Source organism: Frigoribacterium sp. R86507 (genome assembly GCF_044597695.1).
Classification (GTDB): Bacteria; Actinomycetota; Actinomycetes; order Actinomycetales; family Microbacteriaceae; genus Frigoribacterium.
Window position 1 is genome coordinate 959,610 of the sequence record NZ_CP139002.1, and the last position, 15,583, is coordinate 975,192.

Annotated in this window: 15 protein-coding genes; 4 read left to right on the forward strand and 11 right to left on the reverse strand. The window is 70.5% G+C overall.

Going from position 1 to position 15,583, the window contains the following annotated elements; genetic code table 11:
* Nucleotides 1-55: 55 nt before the first annotated feature.
* From pstB to SJY14_RS04705, 10 genes are all read right to left on the reverse strand, one after another.
* Complete coding sequence (gene pstB, locus SJY14_RS04660) at nt 56-835, reverse strand: phosphate ABC transporter ATP-binding protein PstB (protein ID WP_054146880.1); 780 nt, start codon at nt 833-835, stop codon at nt 56-58.
* A gap of 64 nt (nt 836-899) precedes the next feature.
* Nucleotides 900-1,994, reverse strand: a complete 1,095-nt coding sequence (pstA, locus tag SJY14_RS04665) for a phosphate ABC transporter permease PstA (RefSeq protein ID WP_054146879.1) — start codon at nt 1,992-1,994, stop codon at nt 900-902.
* On the reverse strand, nt 1,994-2,956 hold the full coding sequence (pstC, locus tag SJY14_RS04670; protein WP_043597255.1) for a phosphate ABC transporter permease subunit PstC: 963 nt from the start codon (nt 2,954-2,956) through the stop codon (nt 1,994-1,996). Before pstC ends, pstA begins: the two co-directional genes overlap by 1 nt.
* Nucleotides 2,957-3,091: 135 nt before the next feature.
* Nucleotides 3,092-4,192: a phosphate ABC transporter substrate-binding protein PstS gene (locus SJY14_RS04675; protein WP_369825316.1), complete on the reverse strand. Its 1,101-nt coding sequence runs from the start codon at nt 4,190-4,192 to the stop codon at nt 3,092-3,094.
* A 227-nt stretch (nt 4,193-4,419) separates the two neighbouring features.
* Nucleotides 4,420-5,361 (reverse strand): NUDIX hydrolase, encoded by a 942-nt coding sequence (locus SJY14_RS04680; RefSeq protein ID WP_071256390.1) that lies wholly within the window; start codon nt 5,359-5,361, stop codon nt 4,420-4,422.
* Nucleotides 5,358-7,529, reverse strand: coding sequence for an RNA degradosome polyphosphate kinase (locus SJY14_RS04685; RefSeq protein ID WP_071256392.1), 2,172 nt, complete (start codon nt 7,527-7,529; stop codon nt 5,358-5,360). Before SJY14_RS04685 ends, SJY14_RS04680 begins: the two co-directional genes overlap by 4 nt.
* A gap of 155 nt (nt 7,530-7,684) precedes the next feature.
* On the reverse strand, nt 7,685-7,903 hold the full coding sequence (locus SJY14_RS04690) for a hypothetical protein (RefSeq protein ID WP_054146872.1): 219 nt from the start codon (nt 7,901-7,903) through the stop codon (nt 7,685-7,687).
* 142 nt (nt 7,904-8,045) lie between these two features.
* Entirely contained in the window at nt 8,046-9,521 is a 1,476-nt protein-coding gene (locus SJY14_RS04695) for a hypothetical protein (RefSeq protein WP_071256394.1), read from the reverse strand.
* 96 nt (nt 9,522-9,617) lie between these two features.
* Complete coding sequence (mshD, locus tag SJY14_RS04700; RefSeq protein ID WP_071256395.1) at nt 9,618-10,451, reverse strand: mycothiol synthase; 834 nt, start codon at nt 10,449-10,451, stop codon at nt 9,618-9,620.
* Between the two features lie 10 nt (nt 10,452-10,461).
* A complete protein-coding gene (locus tag SJY14_RS04705; protein ID WP_043597237.1) occupies nt 10,462-11,142 on the reverse strand; it encodes a winged helix-turn-helix domain-containing protein in 681 nt (226 codons plus the stop codon).
* A gap of 113 nt (nt 11,143-11,255) precedes the next feature.
* Here SJY14_RS04705 and SJY14_RS04710 point away from each other — a divergent pair, with 113 nt between their 5' ends.
* The 4 genes from SJY14_RS04710 (at nt 11,256) to SJY14_RS04725 (ending at nt 14,749) form a co-directional block, all read left to right on the forward strand.
* A complete protein-coding gene (locus tag SJY14_RS04710) occupies nt 11,256-11,546 on the forward strand; it encodes a hypothetical protein (protein WP_054146868.1) in 291 nt (96 codons plus the stop codon).
* 202 nt (nt 11,547-11,748) lie between these two features.
* Nucleotides 11,749-12,372 (forward strand): FABP family protein, encoded by a 624-nt coding sequence (locus SJY14_RS04715; protein WP_071256396.1) that lies wholly within the window; start codon nt 11,749-11,751, stop codon nt 12,370-12,372.
* On the forward strand, nt 12,365-13,600 hold the full coding sequence (locus SJY14_RS04720) for a YgfZ/GcvT domain-containing protein (protein WP_396599932.1): 1,236 nt from the start codon (nt 12,365-12,367) through the stop codon (nt 13,598-13,600). The genes SJY14_RS04715 and SJY14_RS04720 overlap by 8 nt, the downstream gene beginning before the upstream one ends.
* A 33-nt stretch (nt 13,601-13,633) precedes the next feature.
* Nucleotides 13,634-14,749 (forward strand): aromatic acid exporter family protein, encoded by a 1,116-nt coding sequence (locus tag SJY14_RS04725; RefSeq protein ID WP_396599933.1) that lies wholly within the window; start codon nt 13,634-13,636, stop codon nt 14,747-14,749.
* A gap of 16 nt (nt 14,750-14,765) precedes the next feature.
* Here SJY14_RS04725 and SJY14_RS04730 read toward each other — a convergent pair whose 3' ends face one another.
* On the reverse strand, nt 14,766-15,542 hold the full coding sequence (locus SJY14_RS04730; RefSeq protein ID WP_396599934.1) for a class I SAM-dependent methyltransferase: 777 nt from the start codon (nt 15,540-15,542) through the stop codon (nt 14,766-14,768).
* Between the last annotated feature and the right edge of the window lie 41 nt (nt 15,543-15,583).

Below are 15,583 nucleotides of genomic sequence, written 5' to 3' on the forward strand. Positions count from 1 at the left end.
CCCGCCTACGCGCGACGTGCGGGTGCGCCTCACCCCGAGGAGGCGCGGTGCCGGATCAGCCGAAGCGACCCGACACGTAGTCTTCCGTGGCCTGCACGCTCGGGTTCGAGAACATCTTGGCGGTGTCGTCGTACTCGATCAGCTTGCCGGGCTTGCCGGTGCCGGCGATGTTGAAGAACGCCGTCTTGTCGCTGACGCGGCTGGCCTGCTGCATGTTGTGGGTCACGATGACGATCGTGTACTGCTGCTTGAGCTCCTCGATGAGGTCCTCGATGGCGAGCGTCGAGATCGGGTCGAGGGCCGAGCAGGGCTCGTCCATCAGCACGACGTCGGGGGAGACCGCGATGGCCCGTGCGATGCAGAGCCGCTGCTGCTGACCGCCCGAGAGGCCCGAGCCGGGCTTGTCGAGGCGGTCCTTGACCTCGTTCCAGAGGTTCGCGCCCTGCAGCGACGACTCGACGAGGCCGTCCTGGTCGCTCTTGGACATGCGGCGGTTGTTGAGCTTGACGCCCGCGAGCACGTTGTCGCGGATGCTCATCGTCGGGAACGGGTTGGGGCGCTGGAACACCATGCCGACCTGACGGCGGACGAGCACGGGGTCGACGCCGGGGCTGTACAGGTCGTTGCCGTCGATCAGCACCTCGCCCTCGACGTAGGCGCCGGGGATGACCTCGTGCATGCGGTTGAGCGTGCGGAGGAAGGTCGACTTGCCACAGCCCGACGGGCCGATGAACGCGGTGACCGTGCGGGGCTCGATGGTGATGTTGACGTCTTCGACGGCCTTGAACTTGCCGTAGTAGACGTTGAGGTCGTTGACCTCGATGCGCTTGGACACGGTGATTCCTTCGGGGTGGGAGCCGGACGGGGGCCGGGGTCGAGTACGGGTCGGGGCGGCCGGGTCAGCGGCCGAGCTTGGGGGCGAACACGCGGGCGATCAGGCGGGCCAGCAGGTTCAGCGCCATGACCATCAGGATCAGGGTGAGGGCGGAGGTCCAGGCCCGGTCGATGAAGGCCGCCGCGTCGGTGCCCTGGCTCACGTACGAGCTGTAGGCGAACACCGGCAGCGACTGCATGCGACCGTCGAAGAGGTTGTAGTTCATGCTGGCGGTGAAGCCGGCCGTGATCAGCAGCGGAGCGGTCTCACCGATGATGCGCGCGATGGCCAGCATGACGCCGGTCGTGATGCCCGCGACCGAGGTGGGGATGACCACCTTGACGATGGTCAGCCACTTCGGCACGCCGAGGGCGTAGGCGGCCTCGCGCAACTCGTTCGGCACGAGCTTCAGCATCTCTTCCGTGCTGCGTACGACGACCGGGATCATCAGGACGGCGAGTGCCACGGAGCCTGCGGCGCCCATGCGCACGCCTTCGCCGAAGAAGATCACGAAGAGGGCGTAGGCGAACAGGCCGGCGACGATCGACGGGATGCCCGTCATGACGTCGACGAAGAACGTGATCGCGCGGGCCAGACGACCCTGGCCGTACTCGACGAGGTAGATGGCGGTCAGCAGGCCGATCGGCACCGAGATGACCGCGGCCAGGGCCGTGATCAGCAGGGTCCCGGTGATGGCGTGCAGGCCACCGCCGCCGGCTCCGACGACGTTGCGCATCGACATCGCGAAGAAGTCGGCGTCGAACCGGTTGGAGCCCGACGTCACGACCGTGAAGAGCAGGGAGACCAGCGGGACCAGCGCGATGATGAACGCGGCACTGACGGCGGTCGTGACGACGCGGTCCTTCGCGCGGCGGATGCCCTCGATCTGCATCGCGACGACGAAGACGAGCACGGCGTAGAGCACGGTGCCGAGGATGATCGCCCCGACCCAGTTGAAGGACTCGGTGACGCCGGCCGCGTTCAGCAGCGCGAAGACGACTCCCATGACGACCCAGCTGCCGAGCAGGATGACCAACGGGGCGGCCTTGGGCAGACGGCCCGTCGTGAGGGCGTTGACCGAGGGGCTGGACCGGCGCACGCCGGCGGTGGTGGTGGCCATCAGTTCGCTCCCGAGAAGGCCTTGCGGCGGTTGATGACGTAGCGGGCGATCGAGTTGACGATCAGGGTGATGACGAACAGCACGAGGCCGGTCGCGATCAGGGTGTTGATGCCGATGTCGTGCGCCTCGGGGAACCGCAGGGCGATGTTCGCCGCGATCGTCGAGGAGTTCGTCGAGGTCAGGATCGCGGGGTTGATGACGAGCGCCGGCGAGAGCACGAGGGCCACCGCCATGGTCTCGCCGAGAGCGCGACCGAGGCCCAGCATCGCGGACGAGATGACACCGGGGCGGCCGAACGGCAGAACGGCGATCTGGATCATCTCCCAGCGGGTGGCGCCGAGGGCCAGGGCGGCCTCTTCGTGCAGCACCGGCGTCTGGAGGAAGACCTCGCGGCTCAGGGCCGTGATGATCGGCAGGATCATCACGGCGAGCACGATCGAGGCGGTCAGGAGGGTGCGACCCGTGCCCGAGACGGGGCCGGCGAAGAGCGGGAACCAGCCGAACGTGCTGACCAGCCAGTCGTAGAAGGGCTGGATCGCGGGGGCGAGCACGATGCTGCCCCAGAGGCCGAAGACGACCGACGGCACGGCGGCCAGGAGGTCGATCACGTAGCCGAGTCCCTGGGCGAGCTTGCGGGGCGCGTAGTGCGAGATGAAGAGCGCGATGCCGATGGCGACGGGGAGGGCCATCAGGAGGGCGAGGGCGGCGGCGTAGACCGTGCCGAACGCCAGCGGTCCGACGTACTGCCAGAACGATCCGGGGTAGCCCGAGAGCGAGACGTCCTCGGGAGCCGCGGTGAGGGCCGGGATGCTCTGCACGATGAGGAAGAGCGCGACGGCCGCGAGGATCGCGAGGATGAGACCACCGGCGACGACCGTGCTGCCCGAGAAGATCCGGTCGGCAGGACGTCGCTTGGGCTTCGGGACGACGGCGGGGGCCGAGGTCGTGGCGGGGGCGGTCATCGGACGGGGTCCTCCGGAGGCTCGGGTGGGGTTCGGGGGGTGGTGCGTGGTGCTGGGGGTGGTGCGTGGTGCCTGTCAGGCCGATGGCCCGGGAACGCACGCGGTGCGTTCCCGGGCCCCCGGGGTGGTGCCGTGTTACTTGATCAGTGCGATGGCGTCGGCGACCTGACCCGAGAGCGTGCTCGAGATCGGGGCCGAGCCGGCGGCGTCGGCCGCGACCTTCTGGCCGTCTTCGCTGGTGACGTACGAGAGGTACGCCTTCACGAGCTCGCCCTTGGCGGCGTCCTCGTACGACTCGCACGCGATCAGGTAGCTGACCAGGACGATCGGGTAGACGCCCGCGGCGGTCGAGGTGCGGTCGAGCTCGATGGCGATGTCACCGTCGGTGCGACCCTCTTCTTCGGGCGACTCGTCGACGATGGCGGCAGCGGCCTCGGCCGAGTAGCCGACGAAGTCGTCGCCGACCTTGACCTTGGCGACACCGAGGTCACCGGCGCGCGAGGCGTCGGCGTAGCCGATGGTGCCGGTGCCGTTGGTGACGGCGTCGATCACGCCGGTGGTGCCCGAGGCACCCTCGCCGCCGAACGCGGTCGGCCAGGTGCCGTCGGCCTCTTCGGTCCAGGTGTCGGCCGCCGTGGCGTGGAGGTAGTCGGTGAAGTTCTCGGTGGTGCCCGAGTCGTCCGAGCGGTGGACGGCGGTGATGCCCGTGCTGGGCAGGTCGGCGTCGGGGTTGTCGGCCTTGATCTCGGCGGCGTCCCAGGTGGTGATCTTGCCGCTGAAGATGCCGGCGATGGTGGCGGGCGTCAGGTTGAGCTCGTCGACGCCGTCGAGGTTGAAGACGACCGCGATGGGCGAGACGTAGGCGGGCAGCTCGACGATGCCGGTGTCGGGCGTGCAGCCGGCGAAGGTGCTCGACGAGATCTCGTCGGTCTTGAACGCGCGGTCGGAACCGGCGAAGTCCGCGGCGCCCGAGATGAAGCTCTCGCGGCCGCCACCCGAACCCTGCGGGTCGTAGTTGATGGTGACGTCGGGGTTGGCGGTCTGGAAGCCCGCGACCCAGGCTTCTTGCGCAGCCTGCTGCGACGAGGCGCCGATGCCCGAGATGGAGCCGGAGAGGTCGCTGGCCGATGCGTCGCCCGAGGGCGAGGCGCCGCCTTCGTTGCTGGCGCAGGACGCGAGGAGCATGGTTCCGACCGCGGCGATCGCGACGATGCTGCCGGTGCGCTTGAAGTTCACAGGGGGGTCCTTTTCGGGATGTGATGGCTGGGTGCTGTGGGCCAGGTGCCGACCCGTGCGAGACGCTACGGCGACGGGTTAACCACGGTCGCCTGCCCCGGTGAACGGAAGGTGAACGAGGGGGGAACATCGGCCGGGACAAGCGCGTCCCGACAGAGGTCGGCCCCCGCCCGTCGCAGACGGGGGCCGACCGTCTCGACGACGAAGGGGAGCCGAGGAGGCGCGGGTCAGGCGGCCGGGCCGTGGGTCTCGATCGCGACGAGCGCCGTGTCGTCGACCGAGACGTGCAGCACCGTGAACTCGGCCGTGCCGAGCGACGAGGCACGGCGCAGGTCGATGCGGTCGCCCCCCTTGGTGCCCAGCGAGATCTGCCGGATGACCTCGGGCAGCACGGGGCCGTGGCTGCAGATGACGGCCGCGACCTTCTTCTTGAGTCGCTTCTTGACGACCCCGGCGACGTCGTCCGTGCCTTGTTCGAAGGCGTCCTGGCTGATCGCGTCGGTCTGTCGGACGCCGACCCGGGTCAGCTCGGACAAGGGCTCGAGCGTGGCCAGGCACCGCGCCGCCGTGCTGCTGACGATGCGCGTCGGGGCCCAGGCCGCGATGACCGGTGCGACCGACTTCGCCTGGCGGCGGCCCTGGGGCAGCAGAGGGCGCGTGGCGTCCGAGCCGTGCCAGTCGGACGGCGACGTCGTCTTGGCGTGACGGAGGGCCACGATCGGGAAGGTGCGAGCCCTGCCCGTCCTCACCCGGTCGGCGAAGCGCTGGAGCACGTCGGCGTCGCGGGCGTAGGTCAGCATCGCCTTCGCCTTGTCGATGCCGACCCACTCGATGGCGGCGACCTCGTGGTTGGGCGTGAACGCCCCGGCCTGGGCGACGGACTCGTCGGTCACCTCGGCGGACCAGTAGTGCACGACCTTGTCGCGACCGCCGGGCAGCAGGTACTCGGCCGTGCCGAGCGGGGCGCCCAGCGTGACGCGGTAGCCGGTCTCTTCGTGGATCTCTCGAACGGCCGTCTGGGGCGTCGCCTCACCCGGGTCGACCTTGCCCTTGGGCAGTGAGACGTCGCCGTGGTGGTCGCGGTGGATCAGCAGCACCCGGACCTTGCCCTCGACCAGCCGCCAGCAGACGGCGCCCGCGGCGACGACGGTCGTCGAGGTGACGGTCATCGCTTGGAGCGCTTCCGCTGCGTGATGGCCTTCATCTGGGCGTTCTGCAGATCGGTCAGCGATCGGCCCTCGGCGTCACGGGCGTGGCGGGTCCAGGTGCCGTCGGACTCGAGCCACCAGGAGGCGGTCTCTTCCGACATGGCCTGCTCGAACAGGTCGGCGACCTCGGTGAGGTGGTCGGCCTGCGTCAGGCGCACCAGGGCCTCGACGCGACGGTCGAGGTTGCGGTGCATCATGTCGGCGCTTCCGATGAAGACCTGCGGGTCGCCGTCGTTGGCGAACCAGAACAGACGGCTGTGCTCGAGGTAGCGCCCGAGGATCGACCGCACACGGATGTTGTCGCTGAGCCCCGGCTCGCCCGGCTTGATCGTGCAGATGCCGCGCACCCAGACGTCGACGGGGACGCCGGCCTGGCTCGCCTTGTAGAGCGCGTCGATGATCTGCTCGTCGACGATCGAGTTGATCTTGATGCGGATGCCCGAGGGGCGCCCGGCCTGCGCGTTCTCGATCTCGTTCTGGATCTGCTTGAGCAGACCGCGACGGAGGTAGCGGGGAGCCACGAGCAGTCGCTTGAACTTCTTCTCGATCGCGTAGCCCGAGAGCTCGTTGAAGAGGCGGGTCAGGTCTTTGCCGACCTGGTCGTCGGCGGTGAACAGGCCCATGTCTTCGTAGATGCGGCTGGTCTTCGGGTTGTAGTTGCCCGTGCCGATGTGCGTGTAGTGCTTCAGCGTGCCCTTCTCCTGGCGGATGACCAGGGCGAGCTTGCAGTGGGTCTTGAGCCCGACGAGGCCGTAGACGACGTGCACGCCGGCCTTCTCGAGCTTGCGCGCCCAGGTGATGTTGTTCTGTTCGTCGAACCGCGCCTTGACCTCGACGAGCGCGAGGACCTGCTTGCCCGCCTCGGCGGCGTCGATGAGGGCCTCGATGATCGGGCTGTCACCGCTCGTGCGATACAGCGTCTGCTTGATGGCCAGCACGTTGGGGTCGGCGGCGGCCTGTTCGAGGAACGCCTGCACGCTGGTCGCGAACGACTCGTACGGGTGGTGCACGAGGATGTCCTGCCGCGCGATGCTGGCGAACATGTCGGGCTTCATGTTCGGCTCGGTCTGCTGCAGCTGGACGGCCGTGGTCGGCAGGTGCTTGGGGTACTTGAGGTCGGCCCGCGCCATCTTGGTGATCTCGAACAGGCCGGCCAGGTCGAGGGGGGCCGGCAGCTTGTAGACCTCTTGGTCGGTCACGTCGAGTTCGCGCACGAGCAGCTCGAGGGTCACCGGGTCCATGTCGTCGGTGATCTCGAGGCGGATCGGCGGACCGAACCGACGGCGCAGCAGCTCGCGCTCGAGGGCCTGGATGAGGTTCTCGGATTCGTCCTCGTCGACCTCGACGTCCTCGTTGCGGGTGACGCGGAACACGTGGTGCTCGACGACCTCCATGCCGGGGAAGAGGTCTTGCAGGTGGTTGGCGATCAGGTCCTCGAGGGGGATGAACCGCACGCGCCCGCTGTCGTTGTCGGGCAGCTGCACGAAGCGCGGCAGCATCTGCGGCACCTTGAGGCGCGCGAACTCCTGTCGCATCGTCTTGGGGTTGCGGACGCGGATGGACAGGTTCAGCGACAGCCCCGAGATGTAGGGGAAGGGGTGGGCCGGATCGACCGCGAGCGGCATGAGCACCGGGAAGATCTGCTCGGCGAAGATCTCGCGCATGCGCACCCGGTCGGCCTCTTCGAGGTCGGACCAGTTCTCGATGTGGATGCCCGCGTCGTCGAGGTCGGGCTTGACCAGGTCGAGGAACGCCCGGGCGTGACGTTCTTGCAGCTCGTGGGCCTTCTTGTTGATGTCGGCCAACACCTCGTTCGGCCCGCGCCCCACGTTGGTCGGCACGGCGAGGCCCGTCGCGATGCGGCGCTTCAGGCCGGCGACGCGCACCATGAAGAACTCGTCGAGGTTGCTCGCGAAGATCGCCAGGAAGTTGGCTCGTTCGAGCAGCGGCGTGGTCGGGTCCTCTGCGAGTTCGAGCACGCGCTGGTTGAACGCCAGCCAGCTCAGCTCGCGGTCGAGGTAGCGCTCGGCGGGCAGGGTGCCGTCCTCGAAACTGACGATCTCGTCGAAGTCGTCGAGGAAGTCTGGGGTGACGCCGGCGCCGTCGACGCGGGGTTCGCTGCTGTCCATCGCACCATCGTGCCACCCCCGACCGCCTCTCAGCGTCGTCCCGGGTAAACGCGAGATGACGTGTGGATACCCGGCGGCCGGGGGAGGAGCGGTCGGGCGAACGACGACGCCCCCGCCGGGTCGGCGGGGGCGTCGTCGTGCGGGTGGTGTCGTGCCTACTTCTCTTCGTTCTTCAGGGCGAGGCCCAGGGCGAAGAAGGTCGGCGCCCAGTGGCCGATGAAGATGCCCCAGCGGTCGGACTGCGCCTTGTCGGACGAGTCCTTGCCCTGCGAGGCGATCCAGGCCACGAGGGCGATGACGATGGAGGCGAAGCCTCCCCAGTAGGCGTGCTTGCTCTGGAGGCCGAGATCGGAAAGGAACTTGACGGGGTTCATGGTGTTCTCCTGACGATGGGATGCGTGCCGTGCGCGGTGCCTCAATCCACTCCACGGTGCTGTGAGCGCGATGGCAGATCCGCTCGGCCCCCTGGAGTAAGCCCCGCCGAGCCGTTCATGTACCCCGGTTGTACCCCTCGGTTCAGGTGAGCGGAGTGGCGACGCTCGACGTGAAGGTGGCGCCGTCGGCGGTCACGTCGCTGATCAGGCCGCCCACCCGCACCGGCACCGGTGCGAGCGAGCCGTAGACGCCGCTGTTGCCCGCGGCGTCGACCCCCTGGGCGGTGAAGGAGGCCGAGCCCGGTGTCGTCGTGCTGACCGTCCAGCCGCCGTCCTGCCAGTCACCGACGGTGAACTGCGGCGCGGACTCGAGGGTCCATTTCTGTCCGGACAGCGTGTACCGGCCCGACTCCGTGTCGTAGAGGCCGAAGCTGCAGCCCTCCGGACGCAGGTCGGTCGAGGCGATGCAGCCCGCGACCCAGGCGTCGACGGCGGCGGTCGCCGCCGTGGTGCCCGCCGGCGTGAGGGTGGTGGTGAGCAGGGTCGGCTGGGCGGCGACGTCGGCACCCTCGACCACGGCCGTGGCGGCGGTGGCGGAGTACGACTCGTTCTCGCCGGCGAGGGCGACCTCGTAGCTGCCGGGGAAGGCCTTGAGGCTCACCGAGCCGTCGGACCCCCGTGTGACGGGCGTGTCGTCGACGGCGATCTCGGCCGACGCCGGGCCGGCGACCTGCACCGAGACCGTGCCGAGGTCGACCGGCTGGAGCGCCCAACGGTCGAAGAACAGCAGATCGCGCCCGTCGCGCACGAGGGTGAAGTCCTGCGCGTGGGTCGACCCGTCGGCGCGGTGCACGACGGCCTCGACCTGCGCGTCGTCTCCGTCGGTCGAGACGGCGCCCACCTGGAACCCGTCGACCTGATCGTCGGCCGCGGCGTAGGCGTCGTCGGTCAGCAGGACGTCGCCGTCGGCGACCTCGGTGCCGTCGAGGGCCAGGGCACGTTCGACCTCTCCGGCCTGGACCGCGCCGAGGTAGTCGCGGACGGTCGCCTCGGGCCGGTGGGAGGCGCTCATCGTGGCGAACGTCACGGCACCCGCCACGACCAGCACGAGAAGCAGAGCCGCTCCGCCGATGAGGCCGATCAGCAGTCGCCGACGTCGCGCGGCCTGCTCGGGCGTCCTCGGTGCCGGGGGAGTCGGAGCCTGCGCGTACGCGAACTGCTGGGTCGGCTGGCCATGGGCATCCTGCCCGGGCGCCTCCTGCGGCTGTCCGTACGCGCCGTGGGGTTGCTCGTACGCACCCTGCGGCTGTCCGTACGCGCCGTGCTGTTGCTCGTACGCACCCTGCGGTTGTCCGTGGTCGCCCGGTTGCGGCGCCGAACCGTAGAGCTGGTGTCCGTAGCCGGACGGCTGCTGCCCCTGCCCCTCGGGCTGCTGCCCGTACGGCAGGCCCTGGTACGGGAACGCGGCAGGCGCTGCCGCCGGCTCGTGCCCCTGCCCCTGAGTCTGCTGCCCCTCGTGCTGCTGCCCCTCGTGCTGCTGCCCCTGGTGCTGCTGTTCCTCGGGCGGCGGCCCGTCGTGCCCCTGGTGGTCGCCGCTCGGTCTGGTCTGATCGGTCATGATGCCCCCTCGATCGCTGTCATCCGACCCGCAGCATATCGGTGGACCGGATCGGCGCGCACCCCCCGATCGAGAACGGGCCTCCGTGGGCAGCGCTCAGCGCGTGAGCGTGTACTGCACGTCGACCGCGTGGTCCGTGAACCCGCGAGCCGCGTAGAGCCGGAGGGCAGCGGTGTTGTCGCCTTCGACGTACAGCGCCGCGGTGTCGGCCCCGCGCTCGCGGAGGCGGGCGAACCCGGCGTCGACCACCGCGCCTCCGAGTCCTTCGCCCTGGTGGTCGGGCGAGACGCCGACCGCGTAGAACTCACCGGGCTGACCCTCGTCGAGCTTCAGCCAGCAGAAGGCGAGCAGTTCGTCACCGCGCCAGAGCAGGACGAAGTCGCCGGCGTCGAACCACGGCTCGGCCTGCCGGGCGTCGAGGTCGGACTGGACGAGCGAGCCCTGCTCGGGGTGGTCGGCGAACGCCCGGGCGTTGAGGTCGAGCCAGGCCCGATCGTCGACGCCCGGTCGGAACGAGGCGACCCGGTCGCCGTCACGCAGGCGGGGTGTGCGGGGCTCGGTGGGGACGTCGGCACGCTGTTGCAACAGGCGCCGCGTCTCGGCGAGGCCGAAGCGCGCGGCGAGCACGCGCGAGCCCGGGTGGTCGCCATGGGCCCAGAGCAGCAGCGGACCCTCGGTCTCGTCGACGAGTCGCTGCAGCAGCTCGGCACCGCGCCCTTGCCGGCGGTCGTCGGGGTGCACGACCAGTTCGGCCTCGCCGTCGCGCAGAACCGCTGCGGCGTGCGGATCGCCGACCACGGTCGCCACGCCCGACCGGACGTCGACCAGCGTCTGGTCGGAGAACGGCGGGCTGCCGTCGGCCTCGGTGGCCGCGCGAGCGAGCGTGGGCACGAAGGAGGCGCGGGTCGCGTCGGCCGCGCCCGTCACCACGCCACCGTGCTCACGAGACGACCGCCTGGGCGTCGTCGTCGTAGACGTTGAACCGGTAGCCCACGTTGCGCACGGTGCCGATCAGCGACTCGAGGTCGCCGAGCTTGGCCCGGAGGCGCCGGACGTGCACGTCGACCGTGCGCGTGCCGCCGAAGTAGTCGTAGCCCCAGACCTCGCTGAGCAGTTGCTCGCGCGTGAAGACGCGGGACGGATGCGTGGCGAAGAAGCGCAGCAGCTCGAACTCTTTGAAGGTGAGGTCGAGGGGTCGGCCGTGCACCTTGGCCGAGTAGCTGGCCTCGTCGATGACGACACCCGAGGCGTGGATCTTCGAGCCGTTCTGCGACTGCGCGAGACGACCCGTGACCAGGCGGATGCGGGCGTCGATCTCGGCGGGACCGGCGGTCTCGAGGATGACGTCGTCGACGCCCCACTCGCTGTTGACGGCGGTCAGCCCGCCCTCGGTGAGCACCAGGACGAGCGGCACCGTGACGCCGGTGGTGCGCAGGATCTTGCACAGCGACTTGGCGCTGGCGAGGTCGGCGCGGGCGTCGACGAAGATCAGGTCGCTCGAGGGCGCGTTCACCAGTTGCGCGGGTTCGGCCGGGATCTGCCGGGTACGGTGGCTGAGAAGAGCGAGCGACGGCAGGACGTCGGGGCCGCCCGCTGAGGTCAGTACCAAGAGCTGCGCCACACGACCTCCAGTGAATGTACTGTCGAGCAGTCTAAAACATGAGACCCCGCCACTCCGACCATCCGATGCTAGGGCAGGTCGGCAGAACGGCGGACACGAACGAGGGACGAACGGTGCAGGCAGGCGAACGAGACGTCGACGCGACGACGGCACGGCTCAAGCCGATCACGGTCGTCCCGGTCTGGGCCGCCACGCTCGTCGTGGCCGTGCTGATCGGCCTGCGGTCGCCCGCCTCCGAGTACTGGGACCACGTCGTCCTCGCCCTCGGCGGGGCCATCGTGCTCACCTTCGTGCTGCAGCTGGCCACGAGCCAGAAGGACGGCCTGGTGTCGCGCACGATGCTCAGCACCTGCGGCAGCCTGGTCATCCTAGCCGTCGTGACGGGCGTCTTCGCGCTCGTGTGACCACCGGCCCCACGGCTCGTCTGAACGGTCGCCCCGAAGGACTGGGCACGTCGGTGGTCGCCGGGTAGGCTCGACGACATGGATTCCCTGCTCGCACTCGAGGTGTTCTACATCGGGCTCCTCGGCCTCGCCACCCTCGCCATCGGCTTCGTCTCGGTCGTCGTCCTGCTCAAGTTGTTCAAGGGTCAGCGCTGACCGCTCCATGATCGACATCCCCACCGACCTGCCGTCCGAGCTCGTCCCCCTCTCGTGGTTGATCGGCGTCTGGCAGGGCACCGGCGTCGTCGACTACAAGATCGGCGAGGGCGACCCCGACGCCGAACCGGGCACCGAACGTCGCACCCACGAGTTCGGCCAGCGCATCAGCTTCAGCCACGACGGCCTGCCGTTCCTCAACTACAGCTCGTTCACCTGGCTGCTCGACGACGAGCACACGCCTCTGACGAGCGAGACCGGTTACTGGCGCCTCGAACGCCCGGCCGAGCCGGGTGACCGCGGCCCGGGCATGCTGCCCGGCGTCGGCGTCCAGCCGTTCACCTCGGCCCGCGCGGTCGAGATCCTGCGCACGCCCGACGACGGCTTCGGCCTCGAGGTGCAGATCGCCCACCCGACCGGCGTCAACGAGCTCTACCTCGGTCGGGTCAAGGGTCCGCGCATCGACCTCGCCACCGACGCCGTCGTCCGGTCGAGCAACGCGAAAGAGTACTCGGCCGCCACCCGCATGTACGGCCTCGTCGAGGGCAAGCTCTTCTGGGCGTGGGACATCGCGGCCCTCGGCCAAGAGCTGCGTTCTCACGCATCCGGGCAGCTGGCGCGCGTTGACTGACGTCGGCGACCCGACCCTCGAGACCACGGGCCCCGTGGTCTCGCCGTTCTCGTCGCGCGACGGCTTCGTCGACGACGGTTCGGGCGTGGCGGCGCACTACGGCAACCCACTCGGCGAACAGCGCCTGCTCGCCCGGGGGGCGGCGGTCGTCGACCTGTCCGACCGCGGCGTGCTGACCGTGACGGGGCCCGACCGGCTCAGCTGGCTCAACTCGCTGACGAGCCAAGCCCTCGTCGCCCTCGCGCCGGGAGTCTCGACCGAGACCCTATTGCTCGACGCCAACGGACGTCTCGAGCACGCAGCCCGCGTCCTCGACGACGGTGAGACCACCTGGCTGCTCGTCGACCGCTCCGAGGTCGACCCCCTCGGCACCTGGCTCGACCGGATGCGCTTCATGCTGCGCGTCGAGGTCGCCGACCGCACGGGCGACGTCGCGACGATCGGCTCGATGCACGACCTGCTCGGCGGTGGCGACGGCGCCGACCCGCTCGTCCCGGTCATGACGTCGCACGACACGGCGCTCGTCTGGGTCGACCCCTGGCACGAGGTGACCGCCGGCGGGCACAGCTACGCCGACTCCGACCGTCACCCGGGGCACGACTGGACCTACCGCGAGAGCCTCGTCCGACGCTCCGACCTCGACGCACTCGCGGCCCTCCCGGCCGAGCGGCTCGCCGTGGCGGGCACCCTCGCACTCGAGGCCCTGCGCATCGAGGCCTGGCGTCCCCGCCTCTCGACCGAGGTCGACGAGCGCACCATCCCGCACGAGCTCGACTGGATGCGCAGCGCGGTGCACCTCACCAAGGGCTGCTACCGCGGTCAAGAGACCGTCGCCAAGGTGCACAACATCGGCCACCCGCCGCGGCGGCTCGTCATGCTCCACCTGGACGGCAGCGACGGCGTGCTGCCCGAGCGCGGTGCCGAGGTCGTGCTGGCCCCGGTCGCGGGCGGCGCCTCCGACGAGGCCGACACCGCAGGAGGCGCGGTGCCCGTCACCGAGGCGACCGCACCCAGGTCGGTCGGTCACGTCACGAGCGTCGCCCTGCACCACGAGCTCGGTCCCGTCGCCCTCGCGCTCGTCAAGCGCGGCACCGACGAGTCCGCCCCACTGGCCGTCGTCGTCGACGACCTGATGATCGCGGCCGCGCAAGAGATCGTCGTGCCCGCCTCGGCCGGTGCCGCCGCGGGTGTTCCCCGGCTGCCGCGCCTCGGCGCCGTCCGCCGCTGACGGCCCGGTGAGGCAGTGCACCCGGGCCCGGTCGTGACCGGGCCGACGCGCGGCGGCGGGCTGCGACGCGGTTGGCACCGCGCCTCCTCGTCCTTCGACGTGCGCGACGCGACGGCGCGCACGATCGCGTCCGGTCCGGCGATCGTCCAGATCGTGCTCGCGGTGGCCGGGGCCTACGCCATCACGCACTACGGGCTCGGGCACGCGATCCCCCTGCTGGCCGTCACCATCACGATCTCGTCCCTCGGCCTGGCCCGCGACGCCCGCCCGCGACGGGTGCTCGAGAACGCCGTCGGCGTGCTGATCGGCATCGCGCTCAGCGAGGTGCTGCTGATGGTGGTGGGCAAGGGGCTGTGGCAGATCGCCCTCGTGCTGTTCGTGACGCTGCTGGTCGCGCGGTTCTTCTCGTCGAGCAGCGCCTTCGCCGCGGCGGCCGCGACCCAGTCCATGCTTGTCATGCTGCTGCCCGACCCCGACGGCGGGGCGTTCGTCCGCAGCATCGACGGCGCCGTCGGGGGAGCGGTGGCGTTGCTCGTCACGGCGATCGTGCCCCGTGACCCGGTCGGCCTGGCCCGCCACGACGCCCGGCGCCTGTTCGACGAGGTCGACCGGGCCTTCGCGGCGCTGGTCGGCGCCCTCCGCACCGACGACGCCCCGCGGGCCGACGACGCCCTCGAGCGGCTGCGGTCGACGCAGCCGGTGCTCGACGACTGGTCGTCCACCCTCGAGTCGGCCGAGTCCATCGCCCGACTGTCGCCGTTCCTGCGGTCTCGGCTGCCGGATCTGCGGCAGCAGGCGACCGTCCGGCGCTACGTCGACCTCGCCGTGCGCAACCTGCGGGTGGTCGCGCGGCGGCTCGACACGCAGCTCGGCGACGGCGTCGACCGGTCGGCTCTGGCCGACCTGCTCGAGTCGACCTCGCGCGCGGTCGCCGTACTCGGCCGCTCGGTGCACGACGTCGAGCAGCGGCCCGTCGCCCGCGAGGCCCTGTCGGCCGTCGCCCGTCGACTCGACCCGACGGTCGTGCTGCCCGGCGCGCCCGTGACCGAGGCGATGGTCGTGCTGATGCTGCGCCCGCTGCTCGTCGACCTCCTGATGGCCACCGGACTGGACCACGACGAGGCCCGAGCGCGGCTCGCCCGCGTCTGAGGAGTCCCGCCCAGGGTCAGTCGCGTGGGGCGACCGCGGCCCAGGGCAGCGAGAGCTCGCCGAGCCGCCACCGTGACCGCCCGCCCTGCACCGGCCAGCCCGCGTCGCGCAGCCCCTGCACCGTCGCGAGCCACCGCTGGACCGGTCCGTAGACCGAGAGCGGGGCCGCCACCGCCCACTGCCGGTCGAGGTCGACGAGCAGGTCGTGCACCCGCTCGCCCGGGACGTTGCGGTGGATCAACGCCTTGGGCAGCCGTTCGGCCACGATCGAGGGCAGCTCGAGCCCGGCGAGCCGCAGCGAGATCGTGAAGGTCGTCGGCCCCACGGGCGTCACGTCGACCCAGCTCGCCACGCGCCCCACCTCGTTGCAGGTGCCCTCGACGAGGACGCCACCGGGCTGCAGCCGTGCCGTCATGAGCGCCCAGGCGTCGGCGACCTGCGCCTCGTCGTACTGTCGCAGCACGTTGAACGCCCGGATCACCGCCGGTCGCCGGTCGCCGTCGAGCGGCACCTCGAAGCCACCTCGCCGGAAGCTCACGCCGGGCCGAGCCGACAGGCTCGCCAGTCGGACGCGCTCGGGCTCGATCTCGATGCCCACGACCTCGACGTCGTCACGCACCTTCAGGAGGCGCTGGTGCAGTTCGAGGGGAGTCGTCGCGCTCGCCCCGTACCCCAGGTCGACGACGAGCGGGTCGTCCGCCCGCCGGAACGACGGGTGCGCGGCGATCCAGCGATCGACGCGCCGCAGGCGGTTGGTGCCGGTCGTGCCGCGCGTGACGGAACCGATGGGCATGCGCCAAGTCTGCCATCGGGCCGTCGCGATACGCTGGCGGC